This is a genomic window from Serratia oryzae (genome assembly GCF_001976145.1).
GTDB classification, from domain to species: Bacteria; Pseudomonadota; Gammaproteobacteria; order Enterobacterales; family Enterobacteriaceae; genus Chania; species Chania oryzae.
Map to the genome: position 1 here is coordinate 199,263 of NZ_MOXD01000002.1, position 17,598 is coordinate 216,860.

Sequence of the window (17,598 nt, forward strand, 5' to 3'; positions counted from 1 at the left end):
GGATGTAACGATGGATCTGTCTTCAATAATTCTTCCCGCACGAATGGGGGATGCGCTTGAACAATGGCAACGCTTGCAAGAGGCGCAGGTCTATTTTGCCCCCATCCGGCACCATAGCCCCGCGTGCGCCTATGCGGTATTGTCCCTGATTGAGAGCGTTAAACCCGACCACGTACTCATTGAGGGGCCAGATAGTTTTAACACGCTGATTCCGGCTTTATTGGATCAACAAACACGTCCTCCCGTTGCGATTATGGGGCAAACGGAATCGCAGGACGAAGATGATAATACGCCGCGTTCGGCCTATTTCCCCTTTTGTGAATATTCCCCGGAGTGGCAGGCATTACAGGCGGGCCATCAACAGGCGGCCAAGGTACGTTTTATCGATCTGGCCTGGAGCGTGCAGAGAGACGACGATAAACACGATAGCGCTAGCCAAAGCTTACAAGAAGAGCGTTATTTGGCGCACAGCCAATTTATCAACCGGCTAGCCAGGAAATGTTACTGCCGCGATCACGATGAATTGTGGGAACATCTTTTTGAATTACGTGCCATTGAGGCATTAGCGGATTGGCAACAACTGTTTCTGGATACCTTTGTCTGGTGTGCCCTGGCGCGTTTGGATTATGAACCGGAAGTGTTGGAAGCCGAAGGTTCTGCCCGGCGCGAAGCCTATATGCTGGCGCATATTCAAACCCTGAAGCAGCAGCAACCGCTGGCGCGTATTGTGGTGGTCACCGGTGGTGCGCATACCCTGGCGTTAATTGAAGGGATGGCCAATGCGTTGCCGCGGCAGTTTGCATTAACCGTTGAGCAGCAGAAACGGTTCACAATGATGCAAAAGCAAATAGAGAAAGACAGCGCATGGCTGATTCGCTATAGCTTTGATCGCTTGGATGCGCTGAATGGCTATGCCTCGGGCATGCCATCCCCAGCCTATTATCAAAAAAGCTGGGAAAGCCTATTGCAGCAACGCCAAGAAAACCGACAGGAGCGGTCGGGAGCCAAGCTATCGACGCAGCATTATCGTGCTCAGACTGGCGTAGCCTTTTTGGCCTCGGTTGCGCAAACGTTACGCGAAAAGCATTTCGACAATCCCCCCAGTTACCTTGGTGTCAAAAATGCTGCCGAGCAGAGTCTACAATTGGCGGCATTACGCAATCACCCTGGCCCTGGCCGGTACGATTTGTTAGACGGTTTACAAAGCGCCTTTATCAAGGGCAGCCTTGATGAGAGCCAGCAAGAGCTGTGGCAGGCTATTAAATCCTGTTTTTCCGGTAATCAGTTGGGCAATATTCCCGCTGGGGCTACCATCCCACCCTTGGTGGCTGAAACCTATGCACGTGCGGCATCGTTCCGTTTTAAGCTCCATGATACTTTGATAAAAACGGCCAGGCTGGATATTTACCGCAATGCACAGCATCGACAGCGTAGCCGATTCTTGCACCTGCTGGCTTTTCTGGATATCCATTTTGCGCAACGCGTTAGCGGCCCCGATCTGCTTGCCGGTCACCAACTCGATTTACTTTTTGAGGAGTGGCAGTATGCGTGGACGCCCAATGTGGAAGGGGAACTGATCGCGCTGTCTGAAAAAGGGGTACAGTTGGAGGCTATTGCCTTAAATACCTTACTGACGATGGAACGGCAACTGGAAGCGCAAGGCCACAGCCGTTCGAGCCAGAACGCCGTTTCGTTGCTGATTCAGGCGGCATTGATTGGTTTACAGCAGCGTATTCCGTCATTGCTTACCCTGCTTGATCGCTATATTCAACAAGATTCTCGATTAGATTCGCTCACAACCTGCGGGCATAAGTTGATCCATTTATGGCGTTGCCGTGCCTTTTTGGATATCACCGACCTAACGTCGATCAAGGATCGTTTACATCAACTTTTACTACAGGCCTTTTTCTGCCTGGATCAGTTAGCGCAAGGGGATGCGCAGCAGCAAGAGGTGCATTTTCAAGCCTTGCTTGCGCTACGTGAGCTAATCACTTTGCTTCCTGAGATGGCGTTATTACATGACTATCAACATGATTTTCACCAACAGCTTCAGCGTTTAGATGGCGCGCTGGATCGGGTGCCGCTGCTGAAAGGTGCCGTTGATGCTATCCGTTATCTGGATAGTCAAATAGATAGCACTATCTTGACGGTGCAACTAGACAAAGCCTTCAGCACCGGAAGTGATGCCGAACAGGCGGTGGCCTATTTTCTGGGGATCATGCGTGCGGCACCTGAGTTGGCATTGCGCTTGCCTTTGCTGATGGACTGTTTGAACCGCTACCTGGCCGCATGGGACGACCAGCAATTTATTCGTATCCTGCCTGAACTCCGTTTTGCTTTTAGCCAACTGACACCGAAACAGAATGCTGATTTGGCAGGCTATATCGCGGAGGTGACCACTTTAAATCGGCAGGATCTGAGCTTACAGCAAGTGGATTTCAGCTCCACGCAGATGTTAGCCGCTCTCCAGTTAGATCAACAACTACAACGGTCATTAATCGCTCAGGGACTACGGGATTGGTTTGACACAGCAACAGAGGTAGGGGTGCCAGATGAGCCAGCAGAATGATTTTCCAGAGGATAAAAAGCAACATATTCGGCGTTGGCGGCTGGTTCTTGGGCAATATGCCGATCATGCCTTGGGCAAAGTCGCATTTAATGCGGGCGAATTAAAGCTGGAGCGCACGCTAGATTATCTTTATCGCCGCGAATACCAGCGCCGAGGAATGCACCAAGAACCTGGGCGCCACGGTTCGCTGGATGCCTCACAGCTCACGGCGGTCAATTGGCTGAACCAGGCCCGAAAACTGTTCCCAACCAGTACTTTTGAACGTATGCAATCCCAGGCGATTGAACGCTATGAAATCAGCAGCTTTCTGTCTAACCCTGAAGTACTCAAAAGCATGGAGCCAACAAAAGCGCTGGCGAAAACGCTGATGAACCTGCGCGGGCGCATGAATGAAGAAACGCGCGATGCGGTAAAAACCATTATCCGTCAAGTGGTTGATGATATTCTTCGTCAAATCGAAAATACCTTTCGCCAGTCGTTTTCCGGGCGTAGAAATCGCTTTCGGCGCAGCTTAATCGCCAGTAGCCGCAATTTTGATTGGCGCAGAACTATTGCCGCCAATCTGAAGCACTATGATCCCCAACGGCAACGTTTGGTGATCCAAACGCCTTATTTCAACTCGCGGATGCAGCAGCATATGCCGTGGGACATCATTTTGTGCGTCGATCAAAGCGGATCGATGGTCGATTCCATTATGTATGCCGCCATTTGTGCCAGCATTTTAGCTGCACTGCCGAGCGTCAGCGTATCGCTGGTTGTATTCGATACGCTGGTGGTCAATTTAAGCCATCTTGCCCATGATCCGGTTGAGGTCTTAATGACCATTCAGCTCGGCGGTGGGACGAATATTGCCGGTGCGATGCACTATTGCGAAAAGCTAATCAAGAATCCTAAGCGAACGGTTTTTACCTTGATCAGTGACTTTGAAGAAGGCGCCTCTTTGAGCCAGTTAATGGCCTGTACCGAGCGAATGAATAGCCAGCAGGTGAAAATACTGGGGCTTGCTGCTCTGGATGATGAAGCATTCCCCGTTTATGACCGCGCCATCGCTCAAAAATTGGCCGATCGTGGGATGCAGATTGCAGCGCTGACGCCCGATCATTTTGCTCAGTGGCTAGCGGAGGTGATGCAGTGAGCTGGCAAACCATCTATACCCATTATGATGAGGAGGCATTAACCGTATTTGCTAATGCTGGCGTGCTGCGTCGGGCGCGTAAAGATCTCGACAATGGCAAGGTCATGATAACGGATCAGGCCAGCGGTGCATTTAGCAGTGATGGGATGGCGGTTGTTCTTTCACCTGAAGGGATCCAAAAAGCGCGTTGTAACTGTAGCGCACCGGGATGTTGTAAACACATTTTAGCTGCCGTGCTTTGGCTGCAAACCCACGCTGCGGCAAAGGGCCAAGTGGTGGCCCAACCTGCTGAAGAAGCAAGCCTTTCTGGCGCGCAGCCATCTGCAGCACCGCTGCTGCCTGTCTTGTTGGCGCTTGACGCCGAGGCGTTGATAAAGCAGTGCAACAAAGCCGGGTGCCGCCTGGCCAGAAAATGGCTGCAACAGTGGGAATCAAGCAAATTACACGTTGAAGATCGTGATACGCATCTCAATATCTATTTGCCTGATGTGGATGAACCCGTCATTTTTATGCGTGAAAGTGGCTATGAGGGAATGCTTTCATCATTGCCCGAGCAACAGAGAAAAGCGCTTCATCTGGCGGTTATTGCAAAGCTGTTTGAGCAAAATGGGCAACCCTGGCCTTGGCCAGACGACCTGATTGACACTGACGCCTTGCGCCTGCTCTCACTCAACGATGATGAAATTGCATTAATCGATACGATCCGGGCCTTTATCCATTCTCTGCTGCAGCAAGGGTTGTCTCATGTCAGTAAAAGCAGTGCTTTACAGCTACATTTTCTGAACCTGTCGGCGCGCGCGGAAGCGTTACCAAGATTAGCCGCTTATTTGCGCGTACTGAGAGGGCAGGTGACGTTACTGGCGGAGAAACATTTTACGCTGGATGAAGCGCAGGTCTTGCGTTACCTGGCACGGCTTTCGGCCTATCTTTATCAGTTGGTTAATGCGCCGATAGAGACACTACCGCAGATACGCGGGCAACTTCGACGCCAGTATAATGAGAAAGCGGCTCTCCTTACCCTGTTACCGATTGGTGCTGATTGGTGGGTTGCCGACAGCGGAGCGCTAGGTGCCACCTTCACGTTCTGGGACAGCGACAACCAACAACTGTTGCAGTGCACGCAAGCGCGCGCAAATCAGTTAGATGCGCAGTTCTCTCGTGAGAGCGTCTGGTCTGTACTCGCGCTCTGGAGGCAGGCAGCCGGTAACGTGATGCGTAAGCCGTTTCGATTGCACCACCCGAAGTTGTCAGACGAAGGAAAGCTGGCGGTGAGTGGTGAGATGCGTGCTGAGATCGGAGCTGAGTTGTTATCAATGGGCGCATTCCAGGCGCTGAAAACCCAATTTGGTACAGACTGCTGGCAGACGCTTGAAGGTTATTTTGCTGAATATACTGACAGTTTTTACACGCCTTATGTTTTATATCTTCATGATTACCAGCCATTAATATGGAATGAAACGGAGCAATGTGCCGTTTGGGAAATCAATGATGCAGCCAATAACGCTGCATTTCTTCGGCTTTATTGGGGGGAGGCGGAAAAGAACAGTATTGAGGAACTGCGTTTTATCACAGAAGAGCGGTTAACGGTTTTGGCCGTGACTGTGCAGCCAGTGCGGAAAGAGCATGGCATCGATTTTATTCCGACGACTTTGTGGTTAAAGCGTCAAGATCGGGTGGAGCTGTTTTATCTTGATTTTGATTGCTACCCCCGCGCTAGGAGCACTTCAACCTTTATCAGGTATATTCGTGATTATATGGCCAAGAAAAAGCATCAGCGAGCGATGTTGTCGAACGGTGAGCCGACGCTCGCTCTGCAACTCACTCGTCCATTGCTCAACGTTCTTGAGGCACAGGTATGCACGGGGCATTACGGCTTGTCACAACAGCAAAAGGCCGACTTGCAGTTGTGTCTGCAAACCGCGAATGATTTGGGAATGGCGTTCATGGCTAATCAGATAACGCGTTATCTGGCCCAACCGGCCAGCCCGATTGAGGAGGCGTTGCGCCTGGCCTGGCTGTGTGACCGCATGCAGCAGTTGCAAAGCACGTTACCCGTTCGCTTAAAAGACGCTAAGCAGAAATAATAGGCCGATAAAATGGCGGTGCGAGACTGTTCCATTGAACGCCGCATCGCCCGGCCACGGAAAAAGCGAATGGGTATGATGGGTAGCCCAACCCGCATAGTTTATGGGAAGTGGCCGCCTGATGTGCGGCGATTAGCGCTATCAGATCATTGCGTTAGTGCCGTACATTGCCGTTTTATGTGCGAAAAATCACCATAAAACATGTCAGCCGCTGCAACATCATGAAAAGACATTGACTCGTTAACCTCTGACCGTATAATCCAACTCCGCGACCCCTTTTGTCGTATCCGCATCTCAATGCGCCCTTAGCTCAGTTGGATAGAGCAACGGCCTTCTAAGCCGTAGGTCAAAGGTTCGAATCCTTTAGGGCGTGCCATTTTTACTTCTCTCAACGTCTACTAAACCCCCTTAGATAGCGGTTATCACAGCACGGGCGGCCAACTCTCTTATCAGACACAGCCATCAGCGAATAAGGCTTTGTTAATATATTTACAAACTTGCTGTTTTGGCACCACTGCAAACTCTGATGGCGTCTGATAATTCAGTGCTGCATAGGGCTAACGCTCGTCATAGATCTGCCGCCAGTATTAATGAATAATATCGCTGTCCCCCTGCTCATTCAGACGCTCACCGCTAAAATTCCTGTTAAAACTCTCAATAAACCCATTCTGTTTCGGTTTACCTGGCAGGGTTAGCCAACTATACAGAGAGTAGTTTGGTATTAGCCGAATCCCGTCTCCTTCGCAGTAGGTGGGTTGCCCTTGATGATTTTTAGCGGTGTTTCCGCCTGCGCCATGGGTATATTACGTTATTTATGTAATGATGACTCATCATGCTATTTTTAAAACCCCCAAAATTATTGATTAAATTTTGCACTTTTATTCGGTTTTACTATAATAAAAATCAACTCAACATAAAAATCTCCCGGCAGTAGGCTAAAATCAGTAATGAGTTTTTTTATTTAGTAAATAACTTAACATTTATCAATTAAGTGCTAGGGTTGTAAAATATTAAATTCAATCACTATAGAGTGAACGGAAATAATGAACAAACTACAGTTTAAAATGAGAGATTTAAAAATTATTTCTGTCATCGCAGAAACTCGCAGCATTGGCGGTGCGGCAACATTACTGGGGATCGCGCAGGCAAATGTCAGCAAACACCTTTCAGATTTCGAAACCCGCATAGGTTTAAAAATTTTCGAGCGCACCACGCGATATCTGGCTCTTACTCAGTTTGGCGAAGCTCTTGTGCCTTACATTAATGCCACCTTGGAAAAGAATGAAGAGCTTGCTAATTTCATTTCTGATTATAAGCATGAAAAACGTGGGCGGGTGACTATCTACGGGCCAACGGGGGTGGTTTCCTACCTGGCCAGAAGCGTTATTCATAAAATAAAGGATATTGGTGATATTCACATTCACTTGAAAACATATAATTTAAATCGCCATGAGTTTTTTGAAGGTGCCGAGTTTCCAGATGATTGCGACATTTTGATCACCAATACACTACCAAAAGACGAGGGGCTGGTCGCCAGTTATTTAACAAAATATGCCGTCACCGCATTCGCAACTCAAGAGTATTTAAACAGGAATCCAATCAATAGCCCAGACGAGTTGGTGAATCACTCCTGTATTCTTATCGACTCAATGATGATTGATGATGCCAATATCTGGAAGTTTTATCCTCATGACTCTGATGAGGTTCGGGAGTTCAGAGTTACGGGGAATTATATCTGTGATAACTCACAAAATGCGCTTGAACTTGCAAGAAATAATCTGGGAATTATTTTAGCCCCAAAAGGAAATATTCAAAAATATATTCAGCAAGGGGTTTTAATACCATGTTTTAACCACATGCATGAATGGAAGTTGGATCTGATAGCCATCTTTCGTAAACGTGAATACCAGCCACGGCGCGTTCAGTATGTGCTTGACGGTGTGCTTGAAAATCTCCGCATGCAAATCGAGCAGGATGTAAACCGTGAATAGTGAGTATGCTGCTGAAATTAATGCGAATTGTAGATTGCTGTCCTTAACCTCTCAACATGTGAAGGTGAGCAGTGAAAATCTCTTTTGGAATGCCGATACAGGCTCGGTTTCGCGCAGTTTTCAAATAATAACCGATGGTGCGCTCCTGGACATACTCGCTGTTGTTGCCAAACATGCCCGATTTCTTGTCGATACCTGTCGTATCTAGCCGTTGCAACCCCCAATTCTGATAAACCCGCGCATTAATACTCTTCCCCGGCTACTCTGTGGCAGCATGAGCAATATTGCATCACCGCATTGTGCTCAAGCGCTAAACCTCAGGTATTAACAGGGCTTGAATATTACGAGCGCCCAGTTTGCTTAACCCGGCGCGTTTGTAATGACTGATGGTCTTGACGTTCAGTGACAAGGTCTTGGCTATATCTTCCGCCTTGAGCTCTTTTATCAACCCTTGCAGCACACTGCGTTCACGCAAACTCAGCAGTTCTCTAGAGATAATCTCTCTGGTTGAGAGCACTTTCTCGCTGCGTACTACCTTTCCAATAAAACGCTCTAGCGCTGATACGGACTGGGTAAAATGAATCAGCCCGACATGGTTATTCAAACAGTTAAGGTAAAAATGAAGCAGTGGGGTACTGGCCGATCCCGGATCCATCAGCACCTGGCAAGACGGGTGATAGCAGCGAATCAAGTTGGCCAGGCGCACCAGGGCATCAATCTTATCGTTGCTGAGTGACAAAATAATCAGGTCAACCTCACCGTCCCGGGAATGCGCAAGATGTAACCGGCAGCGCTCAATATCCGCTGTGCTGAAAACTCGGGCATCCGGTTTCAGCAGTGTTTCCAGCGCTGTGCGGGTAAAACTACATTCACACAGTAGAACAGCATTTTTCATTTTTCGCTCGCTTGTTAAGGGGGTTACATCACTCGCCGCCTTTATCAAAGGCGGAGGATCCTGTCGTTGCGCGCCTTGAGGGCATGCAACGGATTCAGGCTGCGTCACTTTCAACCGGGGGGCCAATACGGGCAGCATTCCGTACAGCATGTTGATTTATGCTGCCCATCAGTTGGCTGTCAGGGTTACCGTTAGATTTGTGCTCTGTACACCCGTCACGTCAGTTTTGGGATCCAGGCTTAACGAATGTTCGCCACGTGTTCCCTGGATGGTGATGGGTGACCCCAAAGGGATGATGTTTCCTGATTCATCCTGGATAGTGATCGTGACGTCTCCCAGTAACAGGGTATCGCCAGTTTTGGTTGGGCTATCGTAGGTTAAGGTCCAGATATCAGCCTGCCCGCTTCCCGATGCCCTCCAGGTGAGCGGGCGTACCACGGGATCTTGCCGAAGAAATACGGTGCCAAAGTCGATGACAGGGTTGCCGTCATTGAGTGTGATGGTGAGTGGCGTCGCCTCCCTGGCACAGGTAATTCTGAAGGGGAATACCTGAGAGGGGGCAGGGTAATAGCTGCCCGCGCCAAGATTGATTCCGAAGGCGTTGGAGATACCGTATCCAATCGTCAGCAGCGTCTCTGTAAAAGTAATGGTATGCGGTAGGTATTCGTTTTTCGGGCCTGCAGGCAGATTAAGCGAGCGGGAAAACTGCGGCGTTGAAAATGTTGAATTGAAGGCCAGTTGATTATTTATCTGAAAACTCAGCGTGCCGTTCACCGGAGTCAGAAGGATGATGCACTGGGGGTTTCCGCTACAGTTCAGAATATAATTAATCAAATTAGGATCGGTTGATTCAGGTGGCTGAATCCCGTTCCCAGTGAAAGTATGTTTATCTTCATAAAACGCAGCCCCATAGACAGTTGCTGTTGCGTTGGGGCCGCGGAATTGCACTTGAGTCAGGTCATAAAGGCTGCTCTTCAGTGCGTTAATATTGTTGAGCAGAGCAGTGTTATCAAGCCCCTGATCGTCCGTTGCGGTCATTTCCCGAGTGTTGCCCAATAGCTGGAACTCAAAGTGTGTTGGGTCCACCGTGTTATATATTGTGGAGGTATAGGTTGATGTATTGCTCTCAATTGAGCATTGATACGTCCAGGGCGTTGACGCAATGCCTGCCGGGGTGGTGCCCAGTAATAAGAGAACGGCGCTAGAGCGCCAGTATTTATGGGGAGCGGTTCTTTTTGGGTGCTCGGTGTTCTGCCTGTTATTCGGGAGGGCCCCTTGCAGGTTACGCGAAATACAGAACATAAAACTGTTTATGGCAGTGCCTGCCATTATTATAAATCTGAGCATATTATTTGCCTTTAACCTTCTTTTTCTATTTCTTGTCAATAAAATATGAATGATTAAATCTCTTATCACTTTTGTTAGGGGACGGAGGTCTATCTGCTTATTTCAGTCACCAGATATCTTTCCACGTGGTTGACCGTTGGCCCTTACGCTTATGGGTTGACCATGGTGAAGCGTATGGCGGCCGCAACGTTACCGGGCTTAGTGCCAATATTGACGGTGGTAGTCGGGGTCACCGTACAGATACGCGAGTCCTCTCCTGAGCAAAACTGCCGCGCACTGTCGGTGGCACCGTCGATGCCGTAAAGTATCCCGGCAGGTTTGTCCACCGTGGATAGGGTCAGAAGCACCGGGCTTCCCGTATTCCCTGGGTCGCTGTCGTTAACCATGTTCACTGCGGCGGGCGTGGCCGCGTTCACCACCCCGGTCACGACCTCCGCAAAGACAGATGATGTGCGGCTGTAGCTGCAGGTAATGTTCAGGTTAAAGGGAGCAATGGCCTGAGTTCCCAGATGCAGTACGCCGAGCGAGACCGTTTTGCTGTCTGTGCCATCGATATCCACCGTGCACGGCGGCGCCGTGAAGGTTGCCGTCACTGCGACGGTAGCGGTGTCGCTTACCGCATCAGCAGTCGGTATCATGGCCGCATACAGCATCGGCGCCGCCAGCAGCACGGTAGGTAACCTTCTGCTTTTCATTGGGTTTTTCTCTGTGCGGCGTTACTGGATGTCATAGTCTTGTGCTCCACCCCAGTCGTTGATTGCCTGTACTGTCAGTTGCCCGTCGCCGCGTAGCCCTGTGTCTGCTTCACTGAACGGCGGTAACTGGGCCAGCGCCTGGCGCTTCGCTTTCGGTATCGTTACCTCTTTACCGTTCAGCTTCAGGCCCGTGACCGCAAACCAGTAGGGTGTCGGGTTCTTCAGCCACAGCCCACCATCCCGGCGCTGCTTGATCAGCTTCTTCTCGGCATCTTTACGCCCTTCTGTCAGGGCCTTAGGCCGATAAATCAATTTCACTCGGGTGTTCATCGCTATCGCAATGACACTGCCATCCACCTGTTGCGGCTTGGGGGGCAGTTCCTGGACGTTCAGCCAGAACAGTGATTCCCGGTCTGCGGGAAGGGCAGGGTTGACATTCATTAAGCGGACTACCTGCTTTCTCCCTGAATCCACCTTAAACACCGGCGGAGAGGGCACCATGAAAACGTCTGCTTGGCTCTGATTGGCGTTATCGACCCACACCTGGCCACCCCAGGTGCCCTTGGCGTTGTTGGTCACCTCCAGCGAGATGTTTTTCTTGCCTTCTTCATAAATGAAACGGGTCCCGTTAAGGACAAAGGCTGCCATTGCCGGGGGCACCGCAGCGGTGGCCAGTAGCGCTAGCAGGGTGGTACTCAGTAATACTTTTCTTCTATTCACAACGAATCTCCTGAACTGTAATTGCCCCGCCTTTCAGATGGGAGGCGTCAAAGCTGCATGTTTTTCCATCAGTCCGATTTACGGCGATAGTTTTCGGCGCGGACAGGAGATTCATCAGCAACACACCATTGTTTGTGATGAAACCGGCATCCAGCCCTTGCTCGGTGGTGGCGCTACCACCGGTCATAATGTTTCCCTGTGCATCACGCACGCGCAGGATGTAGCGCTGTACTTTCTGGTAATCAAACTCGCGATAGATAATGGCGCGCTCGGTCGGCACTACGTCGTACGACGTGTTTAGCAACTCAGCGCTGTCCGGTACGTTCTCCGGGTTAATACTGATCGTGGTCGGGTTATAGGCTGGCAGATACATCACCGTGCTGCCGCTGCTATTGGTTGGCAGGGATGTGCCGCCGAAGGTTACCCCTGGAATATCCTTAATTTTCAGTATGGCTACGGTCTCCGTTGATTCTTTCGTCAGCAGCAAACCGCTCTCGGCGGTAGCGATAGCCGAGCCTGACAGGTTGCCGGACAGCGTCGTGATGCTACGGTTTTGCGACACGGCCAGGTTGGTCTGCATACGTTCAAAGGCGTAGCTCGCAGAGGCACTTGCCGTGTTGTAGTGCTTCCCAGCCGTCCCGGCGCTCACGCTGTAGTTAAGACGATTATTCACCGTCGCCGAGGCACTGGTGTTGAACGCGGTACCGTTGTAGCGGTTGTAACTCACGGTATTACTGGCGTAATAGCGGGTTCCCCTGAAGGAGAAGGGAATGCTTACTCCCAGCGAAGCCGTATAATCGTCCTGTGTGGACCAGGCATTACGTGACCAGTTGGTGTTCAGGAAAAGCGAGATATCCCCCAGCACGGTGGTACTTGCCGACAGGCTTACACCAAATGCATGCCGATCGCGGTTCCAGTAGGTTTGCTGCCAGAAGCTGCCGCTTAACCAGACGCTGTCGAACCGTTGGTTCACACGTGCTTCGTAGCGCGCTTTCTCTCGCCCGTCGAAATAAACATAACGGTATGCGGCATCCTGATTGTCCGTCAGATAGATTTTGCGGCGGTACTGCGCCTTCGGCTCCCAGTTCGCAAACTCGGTGTATCCCGGGCTCTGATAGCGATAGGTGAGCAGTTGAATATCCGTATTGTTGCTGAAACTTTTCGCGTACTTCAGGGTGGTGCTCACCCCTTGCCGCAGGGAGCCGTCATCGTACTTCGCCCGCGCGGTGTTCAGGTTGGCAGACAGGGCACCCCACTGGCCCAGCGGTTTGGTGAAGCCAAGACCCGTTGCCTGGTAATGGTTGTGCAGAAGCGTCGCCATGTTGAGCGTGCCTGATGGCAGGCCCCAGTCGAGACTGGCCAGTGCAAAGGTGCCGTTACCGGAGGAAAACGCATCCTCGATCCGGTTGCTGTCATTACGCTGCCCCACCGCAACGCTGTAGTTGTAATCCCCTGATCGCAGCAGGGAAGGCAGCGTCGCTACCGGGTATTCGGTGATGGTTTTGCGCCCGCTATCATTCTCAACGGTGACCACCAGGTTGCCGTTACTGACGGAGGTGATGTCATCCAACTTCCATGGCCCCGGTGGTACAACGCGGGAATAAATGGTGTACCCACCCTGCTTAACCGTAATACGCTCGGTGCCCGCTGCCACACCGGTAATAAGCGGAGCATATCCGCGGGTTTGCCAGGCACGCATGTTACTGTTGGAACGAACGGCCGCGCCGTAAAAGCTAAAGTCAGAGAACAGCTCTGTGCGGGTCTGTGAACGCCCCAACAGCAGATCCCCCTTGATCTTACCGATGGCCGTTGACAGGGTCAGATCGCTGGAGTTGACCTGGGTGCCCCAGGTATTTCGCGTGGCGTTAATATCGCCGGATAAGATCCAGCGCCCCACGTTCAGGCTGGTTTTCAGGCTGCCGAAGGCATTAAGGCTTCGATTACCACCGTAGTCCGCATTGTCGTTTTGGATGTTCTTGTTAAAGTTGCCGTTGTAGGTGAAGCGCAGGCCGTTGATACCATAGTCCCAGCGGGTGGCATCGTTCTTCTCCAGCAACCAAGCCTGGGGAATGCCAAACTCCAACGTTTGGGCACCCAGATCAAAATTAATGCGGGTGTTTTCCTTACGGCCCAGCGCGTAGCAGCCGCGCACCTTATCAAAAGTTTTTGCATAGGCCTCTGGCCGGAAAAAGATGCTGGCGCTCTGCAGCCACTCGGGAGTAAGGCACAGATGATCGGCATTTTCATCATCAGTGCTCACTGTCAACGCCATGCGGGCCGTGCGGGAACCATTCAACATCACGTCAACGTAATACTGCCCTGCAGGGTATCTGACGCCGTCCTTCAGGATGGAAGGGACTTCTGTCATGCCTTGCATGAATGCGGTGTTGATTTCGGAGGCATATCCCAAGGAAGAGAAGATGCTTAGCGCAAGCAATGACAGTGCAGGATGTTGTATTTTGATGTTCACACTGACCAGCCTTCAGAGAAAAGAGAATGCGGTTGTCATTCAGAAATCTGAATCACCGTAATGGCCAGCCATCAATACCGGCTGGCCAACAGGTTTTTTAGTTGTAAGCCACAACGAAAGCGGCAACAGATCTGTAATCACCCGCGATGGCACCGCCGTGCAAGGTGGCCTTGAACATCGCGCCCGTCGTCGTCAGCACGTCACCAGTAAAATCAGCGGAAAGGTTGGTGCTGTTGATCCCTTGATCTGGTGTGACACTGGCGTTGACCGTATCAATGGCCGCCCAGGCATCCGCAGCAACACCGGACTGGGCCTTGAGCCCATTGATATCAAACGAGCCATTCCAGCCGATGGTCGCCGTGCTGGCGGCCGTCAGGTTCTGGCAGCCGGTCTGGGTCATATCTGCCTTCAGCGCAAACGGCACGGCGATACCCGTGGCGTTGGTGCCCACAGTCCCCAGTTGCACCAAATTGTTCACGGTGCCGCCCCCCACAATCGGCAAAATGTCACAGGTGGTGTCGGTGACTACGCCCAGAAACTGAACTTCGCCATTAGCTGCTACAGCGGAATAAGACGTAACAGCCAGAGCAAGAGCAGAAACGAACAGTAATTTTTTCATCTTGTTTCCTTATTAGTTAATAAATGACGATTAAAAGTATTGCGGTATTACATTTACTGACAGGTTCCTGATGCATAACCCGCATACCTTTTTTAACGAGGTTGGCTTTAATAAGTTAATTTCCTTTGTAATGTAAAAGTAAAATTGAATACTAAAGCAACCCATACCTGTCACACGATGGCATCAGGTATAACTTTCACTGATTTGGATAAAATGCAGCATGTACGGTATTCAGGAAATATTACAAGGCACCAGTAACCTGACCACTACCATTCTTTATTCTCTGCTTTTCGTTACAGCTTCTTTTCACTTTCATTGGCGCTTTGTTTTTCAGAACGCACGGCAATGAAAAACCACCTATTCATAATGAGATTCTCTTTTTTGATACCCCTCTATGAGATTCAGCCATTTTTATTTTTCAGGCCGTTTCACTTTCTGCCTGCGATGCAGTGCCATTCATCGGCTCAGATGAATACATCAGCGCAATGGTTTTACTCACTGTTTGCATATGATGATATTTCACTGAGAAATAACTCTGCGATACACCGTGTTTCTCACAAGCTTCCTGACGCGACAGACCATTAACCAGCACATCCTCAAGGGCGTTCCGCATATTTTTACCCCGGAGGGTGCAAACGGTGGCCAGAAGCAGGAAGTATCTTTGCGCCACTTTCCCCGGAATCAGCTCCGGAGGTAATTGGCTGTTATTGCGTAATGCGCACATATATCTGCCCTTAATAATCACGAAACATGTCTATTTTGATTCACTACCGGCCGTGCAACTTCTGCTGCAATCTCTTTCAGGGACTGTCGCGGTGACGTTACAGGCGTCACTGAAAGTCAGCGAAGGTATCAGCTCCATTGCAAAGTTGTTCAGCCCCAGGCATTTTTTTATCGCTTGGCGATGGTGATAAATGACCTTGTGGCTTCGCCCGATTAACCTTCCGGCCTCTGTTGGCGTGTAACCTTGTGCCAACAGGTCTATCGCAACAGCTCTCGCCTTAGAGGAAATTATCACGCCGGCAAGCCGCTGGCGCAGCCACTGATTAAGCTCTATCAGAACCACCTCTGGCGATATTTCTGCCAGCGAGGCTCGCTGGCACCCAGCCCATTCCGAACCGGCAAATGCAATACCAACGTGTTCTGCGGCTGATATATTAGGGAAGCCCGCCAGCAAGGCATCGTACTCCTTCAGAATCAGATGCCCGAAATACTCCTGCATCATTCTATCTGAGAATAAAAAATAACTTTGCGTTGCCATTAATGGTAATGTGGGCCATTTTGCACGCAGATTAAAAACAAGGCTGAAATGACACCTCGGCGCACCATCAATAATGATTAAGTCCACGCTTTTGACAGAGAGGGTTTCGAATAAAGTTGCGATGTCACATATTCGTGTGACATAAACATCACAGCCTGATTGTGGTTGACACAAATACTCCAACGCGGTGCCGATAACTGTGTTTTTCGAGTATATAATAATGTTTTTAAATTTATCCTCTCTATCCATAATGCAGTTCTTCCATTTGTGCTGACACAGGATGGATTCCCCTGCTTTGATTGCGGGCAATAGTAGTACCCTGTAAATAATCGCAAAAACAATATTTTTTAATCCTATCGATTTACTTTTCTTATATACAGGAGAAATACAAGTGAAAAGGTTGGCTTAATTTTAGATAATTGGCCTGGATGCCTCTCATTTACAATATAATTGTAAAACTGTAGAAACTCATATATTTAAATGTGTCACTTACAATTAAATCGTATTACAATTTGATTGTAAAATACAATAAATACATGTGGTTATTGCACAGGGGCAATAACACAAGAAAAAACAGACAGAAGAAAAACAATATCAATCAAACCAGGCTCGCTGGTAATAGTAAAAGACTGAAATCGTGCAGAGTCTTTACAAAATTCAGACTTTTTCTTAATAATCCTGTGCCCGTAGAAGCCTTTGGCCAGAATGATTGGGCCATGGGCTGTTCCACGGATTAACGTACGCATGTTTTTGCGTCTATACCCAAAATAATTCGAGTTGCTTGCAGCGGCCCCGAAGGGGCGAGGCCCAATATGGGCCGAGTAACGCAGCCAACACCCAAGCGAATTGCAGGCATCAGCAGTTCCTGAATATGACGGGCACCTAATTTGCGCAACCCAGCACGCTTGTAATGGCTGATGGTCTTCACATTCAGCGACAGGCTCTTGGCAATCTCATGTACCTTGAGTTCTTTTATTAACTTCTGCAGGACGGTGCGTTCACGCCCGCTCAATAATTCCCTGCAGAAACACTCTCTGGCTGATAACATCGTTTTACCCTGCATCACCTGCCCAATGACCCGCTGCAGCGTCAGTACGGGTTGGGTGAAATCAATCAGCCCGACATAATTGTTCAAGCCGTTGAGGTATAAACGCAGCAGCGGGAGGCTGGTTGACCCGGGATTGATCAGCACCTGGCAAGAAGGGTGATCGTACCCTATCAATGTGGCCAAGCGTATCAGGCTATCGACCCTGTAGCTGTCTGTGAATATGACCACCAGGTCAACCTTTGCGTCTAGTGAACGCGACAGATGCCGTTGGCACTGCTCAATGTCTGCGGTGCTGAAAACTTGGGTATCCGGCTTCAGCAGTGTTTCTAGCCCTGCGCGGGTAAAATTACACTCACACAGAAGAACAACATTTTTCATTTCTTGCTCGCTCGTCAAGGGATGACATCACCGGTTGCTAAAGGGTTCTGTCTATTGTTTATTTACAGAGTACAAAGCACCGCCAACAACCTGCCTGGTCTGTTGATAGCAAAGCGGAAGCGATAATAACGGCTCTATTTTTTATTATTAATGATGCCCACTTTTATGGTAATTAAACGCTTAAGAAAAGAGTCAGCAATAAAAATCTTCTCGTTGCCAAGGAAAAGCGTGCACCAATAATCAGCTTCTAGCGATCATTCCGGTGCTCATCATTATCAGATGCCACAGGGTAACTTGGCCCCCACATTTTAGCGTGTCTCTGAATTTTTAATGATTGATGTCCAAAAATAGACAGGTATTACATACCTCTTTTCAACCTCAACGTT

At 49.7% G+C, this 17,598-nt stretch carries 13 protein-coding genes, 1 tRNA gene and 1 pseudogene; 5 read left to right on the forward strand and 10 right to left on the reverse strand.

Annotated elements, in window-relative coordinates:
* Positions 1-10: 10 nt before the first annotated feature.
* The 4 genes from BMI79_RS04085 (at position 11) to BMI79_RS04100 (ending at position 6,164) form a co-directional block, all read left to right on the forward strand.
* Positions 11-2,569 carry a DUF5682 family protein gene (locus BMI79_RS04085; protein WP_076940682.1) on the forward strand — a complete coding sequence of 853 codons (2,559 nt, stop codon included), beginning with the start codon at positions 11-13 and terminating at the stop codon, positions 2,567-2,569.
* Positions 2,553-3,704 carry a VWA domain-containing protein gene (locus BMI79_RS04090; protein ID WP_076940685.1) on the forward strand — a complete coding sequence of 384 codons (1,152 nt, stop codon included), beginning with the start codon at positions 2,553-2,555 and terminating at the stop codon, positions 3,702-3,704. The genes BMI79_RS04085 and BMI79_RS04090 overlap by 17 nt, the downstream gene beginning before the upstream one ends.
* Positions 3,701-5,788 carry an SWIM zinc finger family protein gene (locus BMI79_RS04095; RefSeq protein ID WP_076940686.1) on the forward strand — a complete coding sequence of 696 codons (2,088 nt, stop codon included), beginning with the start codon at positions 3,701-3,703 and terminating at the stop codon, positions 5,786-5,788. Before BMI79_RS04090 ends, BMI79_RS04095 begins: the two co-directional genes overlap by 4 nt.
* Positions 5,789-6,087: 299 nt before the next feature.
* Positions 6,088-6,164 (forward strand) — tRNA-Arg (locus BMI79_RS04100).
* Positions 6,165-6,348: 184 nt separating this feature from the next.
* On the opposite strand, the pseudogene BMI79_RS04105 reads toward BMI79_RS04100, so the two are convergent.
* Positions 6,349-6,483, reverse strand: a pseudogene (locus BMI79_RS04105) (integrase core domain-containing protein); the annotation flags it as partial.
* 348 nt (positions 6,484-6,831) lie between these two features.
* Between BMI79_RS04105 and BMI79_RS04110 the strand changes: the two are divergent.
* On the forward strand, positions 6,832-7,779 hold the full coding sequence (locus BMI79_RS04110) for a LysR family transcriptional regulator (RefSeq protein WP_076940687.1): 948 nt from the start codon (positions 6,832-6,834) through the stop codon (positions 7,777-7,779).
* Between the two features lie 310 nt (positions 7,780-8,089).
* On the opposite strand, the gene BMI79_RS04115 is transcribed toward BMI79_RS04110, so the two are convergent.
* The 9 genes from BMI79_RS04115 to BMI79_RS04155 all read right to left on the reverse strand — a co-directional run bounded on the left by BMI79_RS04115 (position 8,090) and on the right by BMI79_RS04155 (position 17,212).
* Positions 8,090-8,824, reverse strand: a complete 735-nt coding sequence (locus BMI79_RS04115) for a helix-turn-helix transcriptional regulator (RefSeq protein ID WP_083704360.1) — start codon at positions 8,822-8,824, stop codon at positions 8,090-8,092.
* A gap of 18 nt (positions 8,825-8,842) precedes the next feature.
* On the reverse strand, positions 8,843-10,021 hold the full coding sequence (locus BMI79_RS04120) for a hypothetical protein (protein ID WP_076940691.1): 1,179 nt from the start codon (positions 10,019-10,021) through the stop codon (positions 8,843-8,845).
* Positions 10,022-10,170: 149 nt separating this feature from the next.
* Complete coding sequence (locus BMI79_RS04125; protein WP_125828719.1) at positions 10,171-10,716, reverse strand: hypothetical protein; 546 nt, start codon at positions 10,714-10,716, stop codon at positions 10,171-10,173.
* A gap of 21 nt (positions 10,717-10,737) precedes the next feature.
* Positions 10,738-11,436: a fimbrial chaperone gene (locus BMI79_RS04130; RefSeq protein WP_279626655.1), complete on the reverse strand. Its 699-nt coding sequence runs from the start codon at positions 11,434-11,436 to the stop codon at positions 10,738-10,740.
* Entirely contained in the window at positions 11,429-13,906 is a 2,478-nt protein-coding gene (gene pefC / locus BMI79_RS04135; RefSeq protein ID WP_277755816.1) for a PefC/AfrB family outer membrane usher protein, read from the reverse strand. The genes BMI79_RS04130 and pefC overlap by 8 nt, the downstream gene beginning before the upstream one ends.
* Positions 13,907-14,003: 97 nt before the next feature.
* Positions 14,004-14,525 (reverse strand): fimbrial protein, encoded by a 522-nt coding sequence (locus BMI79_RS04140; RefSeq protein ID WP_076940696.1) that lies wholly within the window; start codon positions 14,523-14,525, stop codon positions 14,004-14,006.
* Positions 14,526-14,943: 418 nt separating this feature from the next.
* Positions 14,944-15,249: a PapB/FocB family fimbrial expression transcriptional regulator gene (locus BMI79_RS04145; RefSeq protein WP_076940698.1), complete on the reverse strand. Its 306-nt coding sequence runs from the start codon at positions 15,247-15,249 to the stop codon at positions 14,944-14,946.
* 30 nt (positions 15,250-15,279) lie between these two features.
* On the reverse strand, positions 15,280-16,035 hold the full coding sequence (locus tag BMI79_RS04150; RefSeq protein ID WP_076940700.1) for a helix-turn-helix domain-containing protein: 756 nt from the start codon (positions 16,033-16,035) through the stop codon (positions 15,280-15,282).
* 484 nt (positions 16,036-16,519) lie between these two features.
* Positions 16,520-17,212, reverse strand: coding sequence for a response regulator transcription factor (locus tag BMI79_RS04155; RefSeq protein ID WP_076940702.1), 693 nt, complete (start codon positions 17,210-17,212; stop codon positions 16,520-16,522).
* Positions 17,213-17,598: the final 386 nt, after the last annotated feature.

What these genes read in the sequence shown, in the direction of transcription:
- BMI79_RS04085 (WP_076940682.1), top strand. Translation starts at nt 11, where the DNA reads ATGGATCTGTCTTCAATAATTCTTCCCGCACGAATGGGGGATGCGCTT.
- BMI79_RS04090 (WP_076940685.1), top strand. Translation starts at nt 2,553, where the DNA reads ATGAGCCAGCAGAATGATTTTCCAGAGGATAAAAAGCAACATATTCGG.
- BMI79_RS04110 (WP_076940687.1), top strand. Translation starts at nt 6,832, where the DNA reads ATGAACAAACTACAGTTTAAAATGAGAGATTTAAAAATTATTTCTGTC.
- BMI79_RS04115 (WP_083704360.1), bottom strand. Translation starts at nt 8,824, where the DNA reads ATGCTGTACGGAATGCTGCCCGTATTGGCCCCCCGGTTGAAAGTGACG.
- BMI79_RS04120 (WP_076940691.1), bottom strand. Translation starts at nt 10,021, where the DNA reads ATGCTCAGATTTATAATAATGGCAGGCACTGCCATAAACAGTTTTATG.
- BMI79_RS04125 (WP_125828719.1), bottom strand. Translation starts at nt 10,716, where the DNA reads ATGAAAAGCAGAAGGTTACCTACCGTGCTGCTGGCGGCGCCGATGCTG.
- BMI79_RS04140 (WP_076940696.1), bottom strand. Translation starts at nt 14,525, where the DNA reads ATGAAAAAATTACTGTTCGTTTCTGCTCTTGCTCTGGCTGTTACGTCT.
- BMI79_RS04145 (WP_076940698.1), bottom strand. Translation starts at nt 15,249, where the DNA reads ATGTGCGCATTACGCAATAACAGCCAATTACCTCCGGAGCTGATTCCG.
- BMI79_RS04150 (WP_076940700.1), bottom strand. Translation starts at nt 16,035, where the DNA reads ATGGATAGAGAGGATAAATTTAAAAACATTATTATATACTCGAAAAAC.
- BMI79_RS04155 (WP_076940702.1), bottom strand. Translation starts at nt 17,212, where the DNA reads ATGAAAAATGTTGTTCTTCTGTGTGAGTGTAATTTTACCCGCGCAGGG.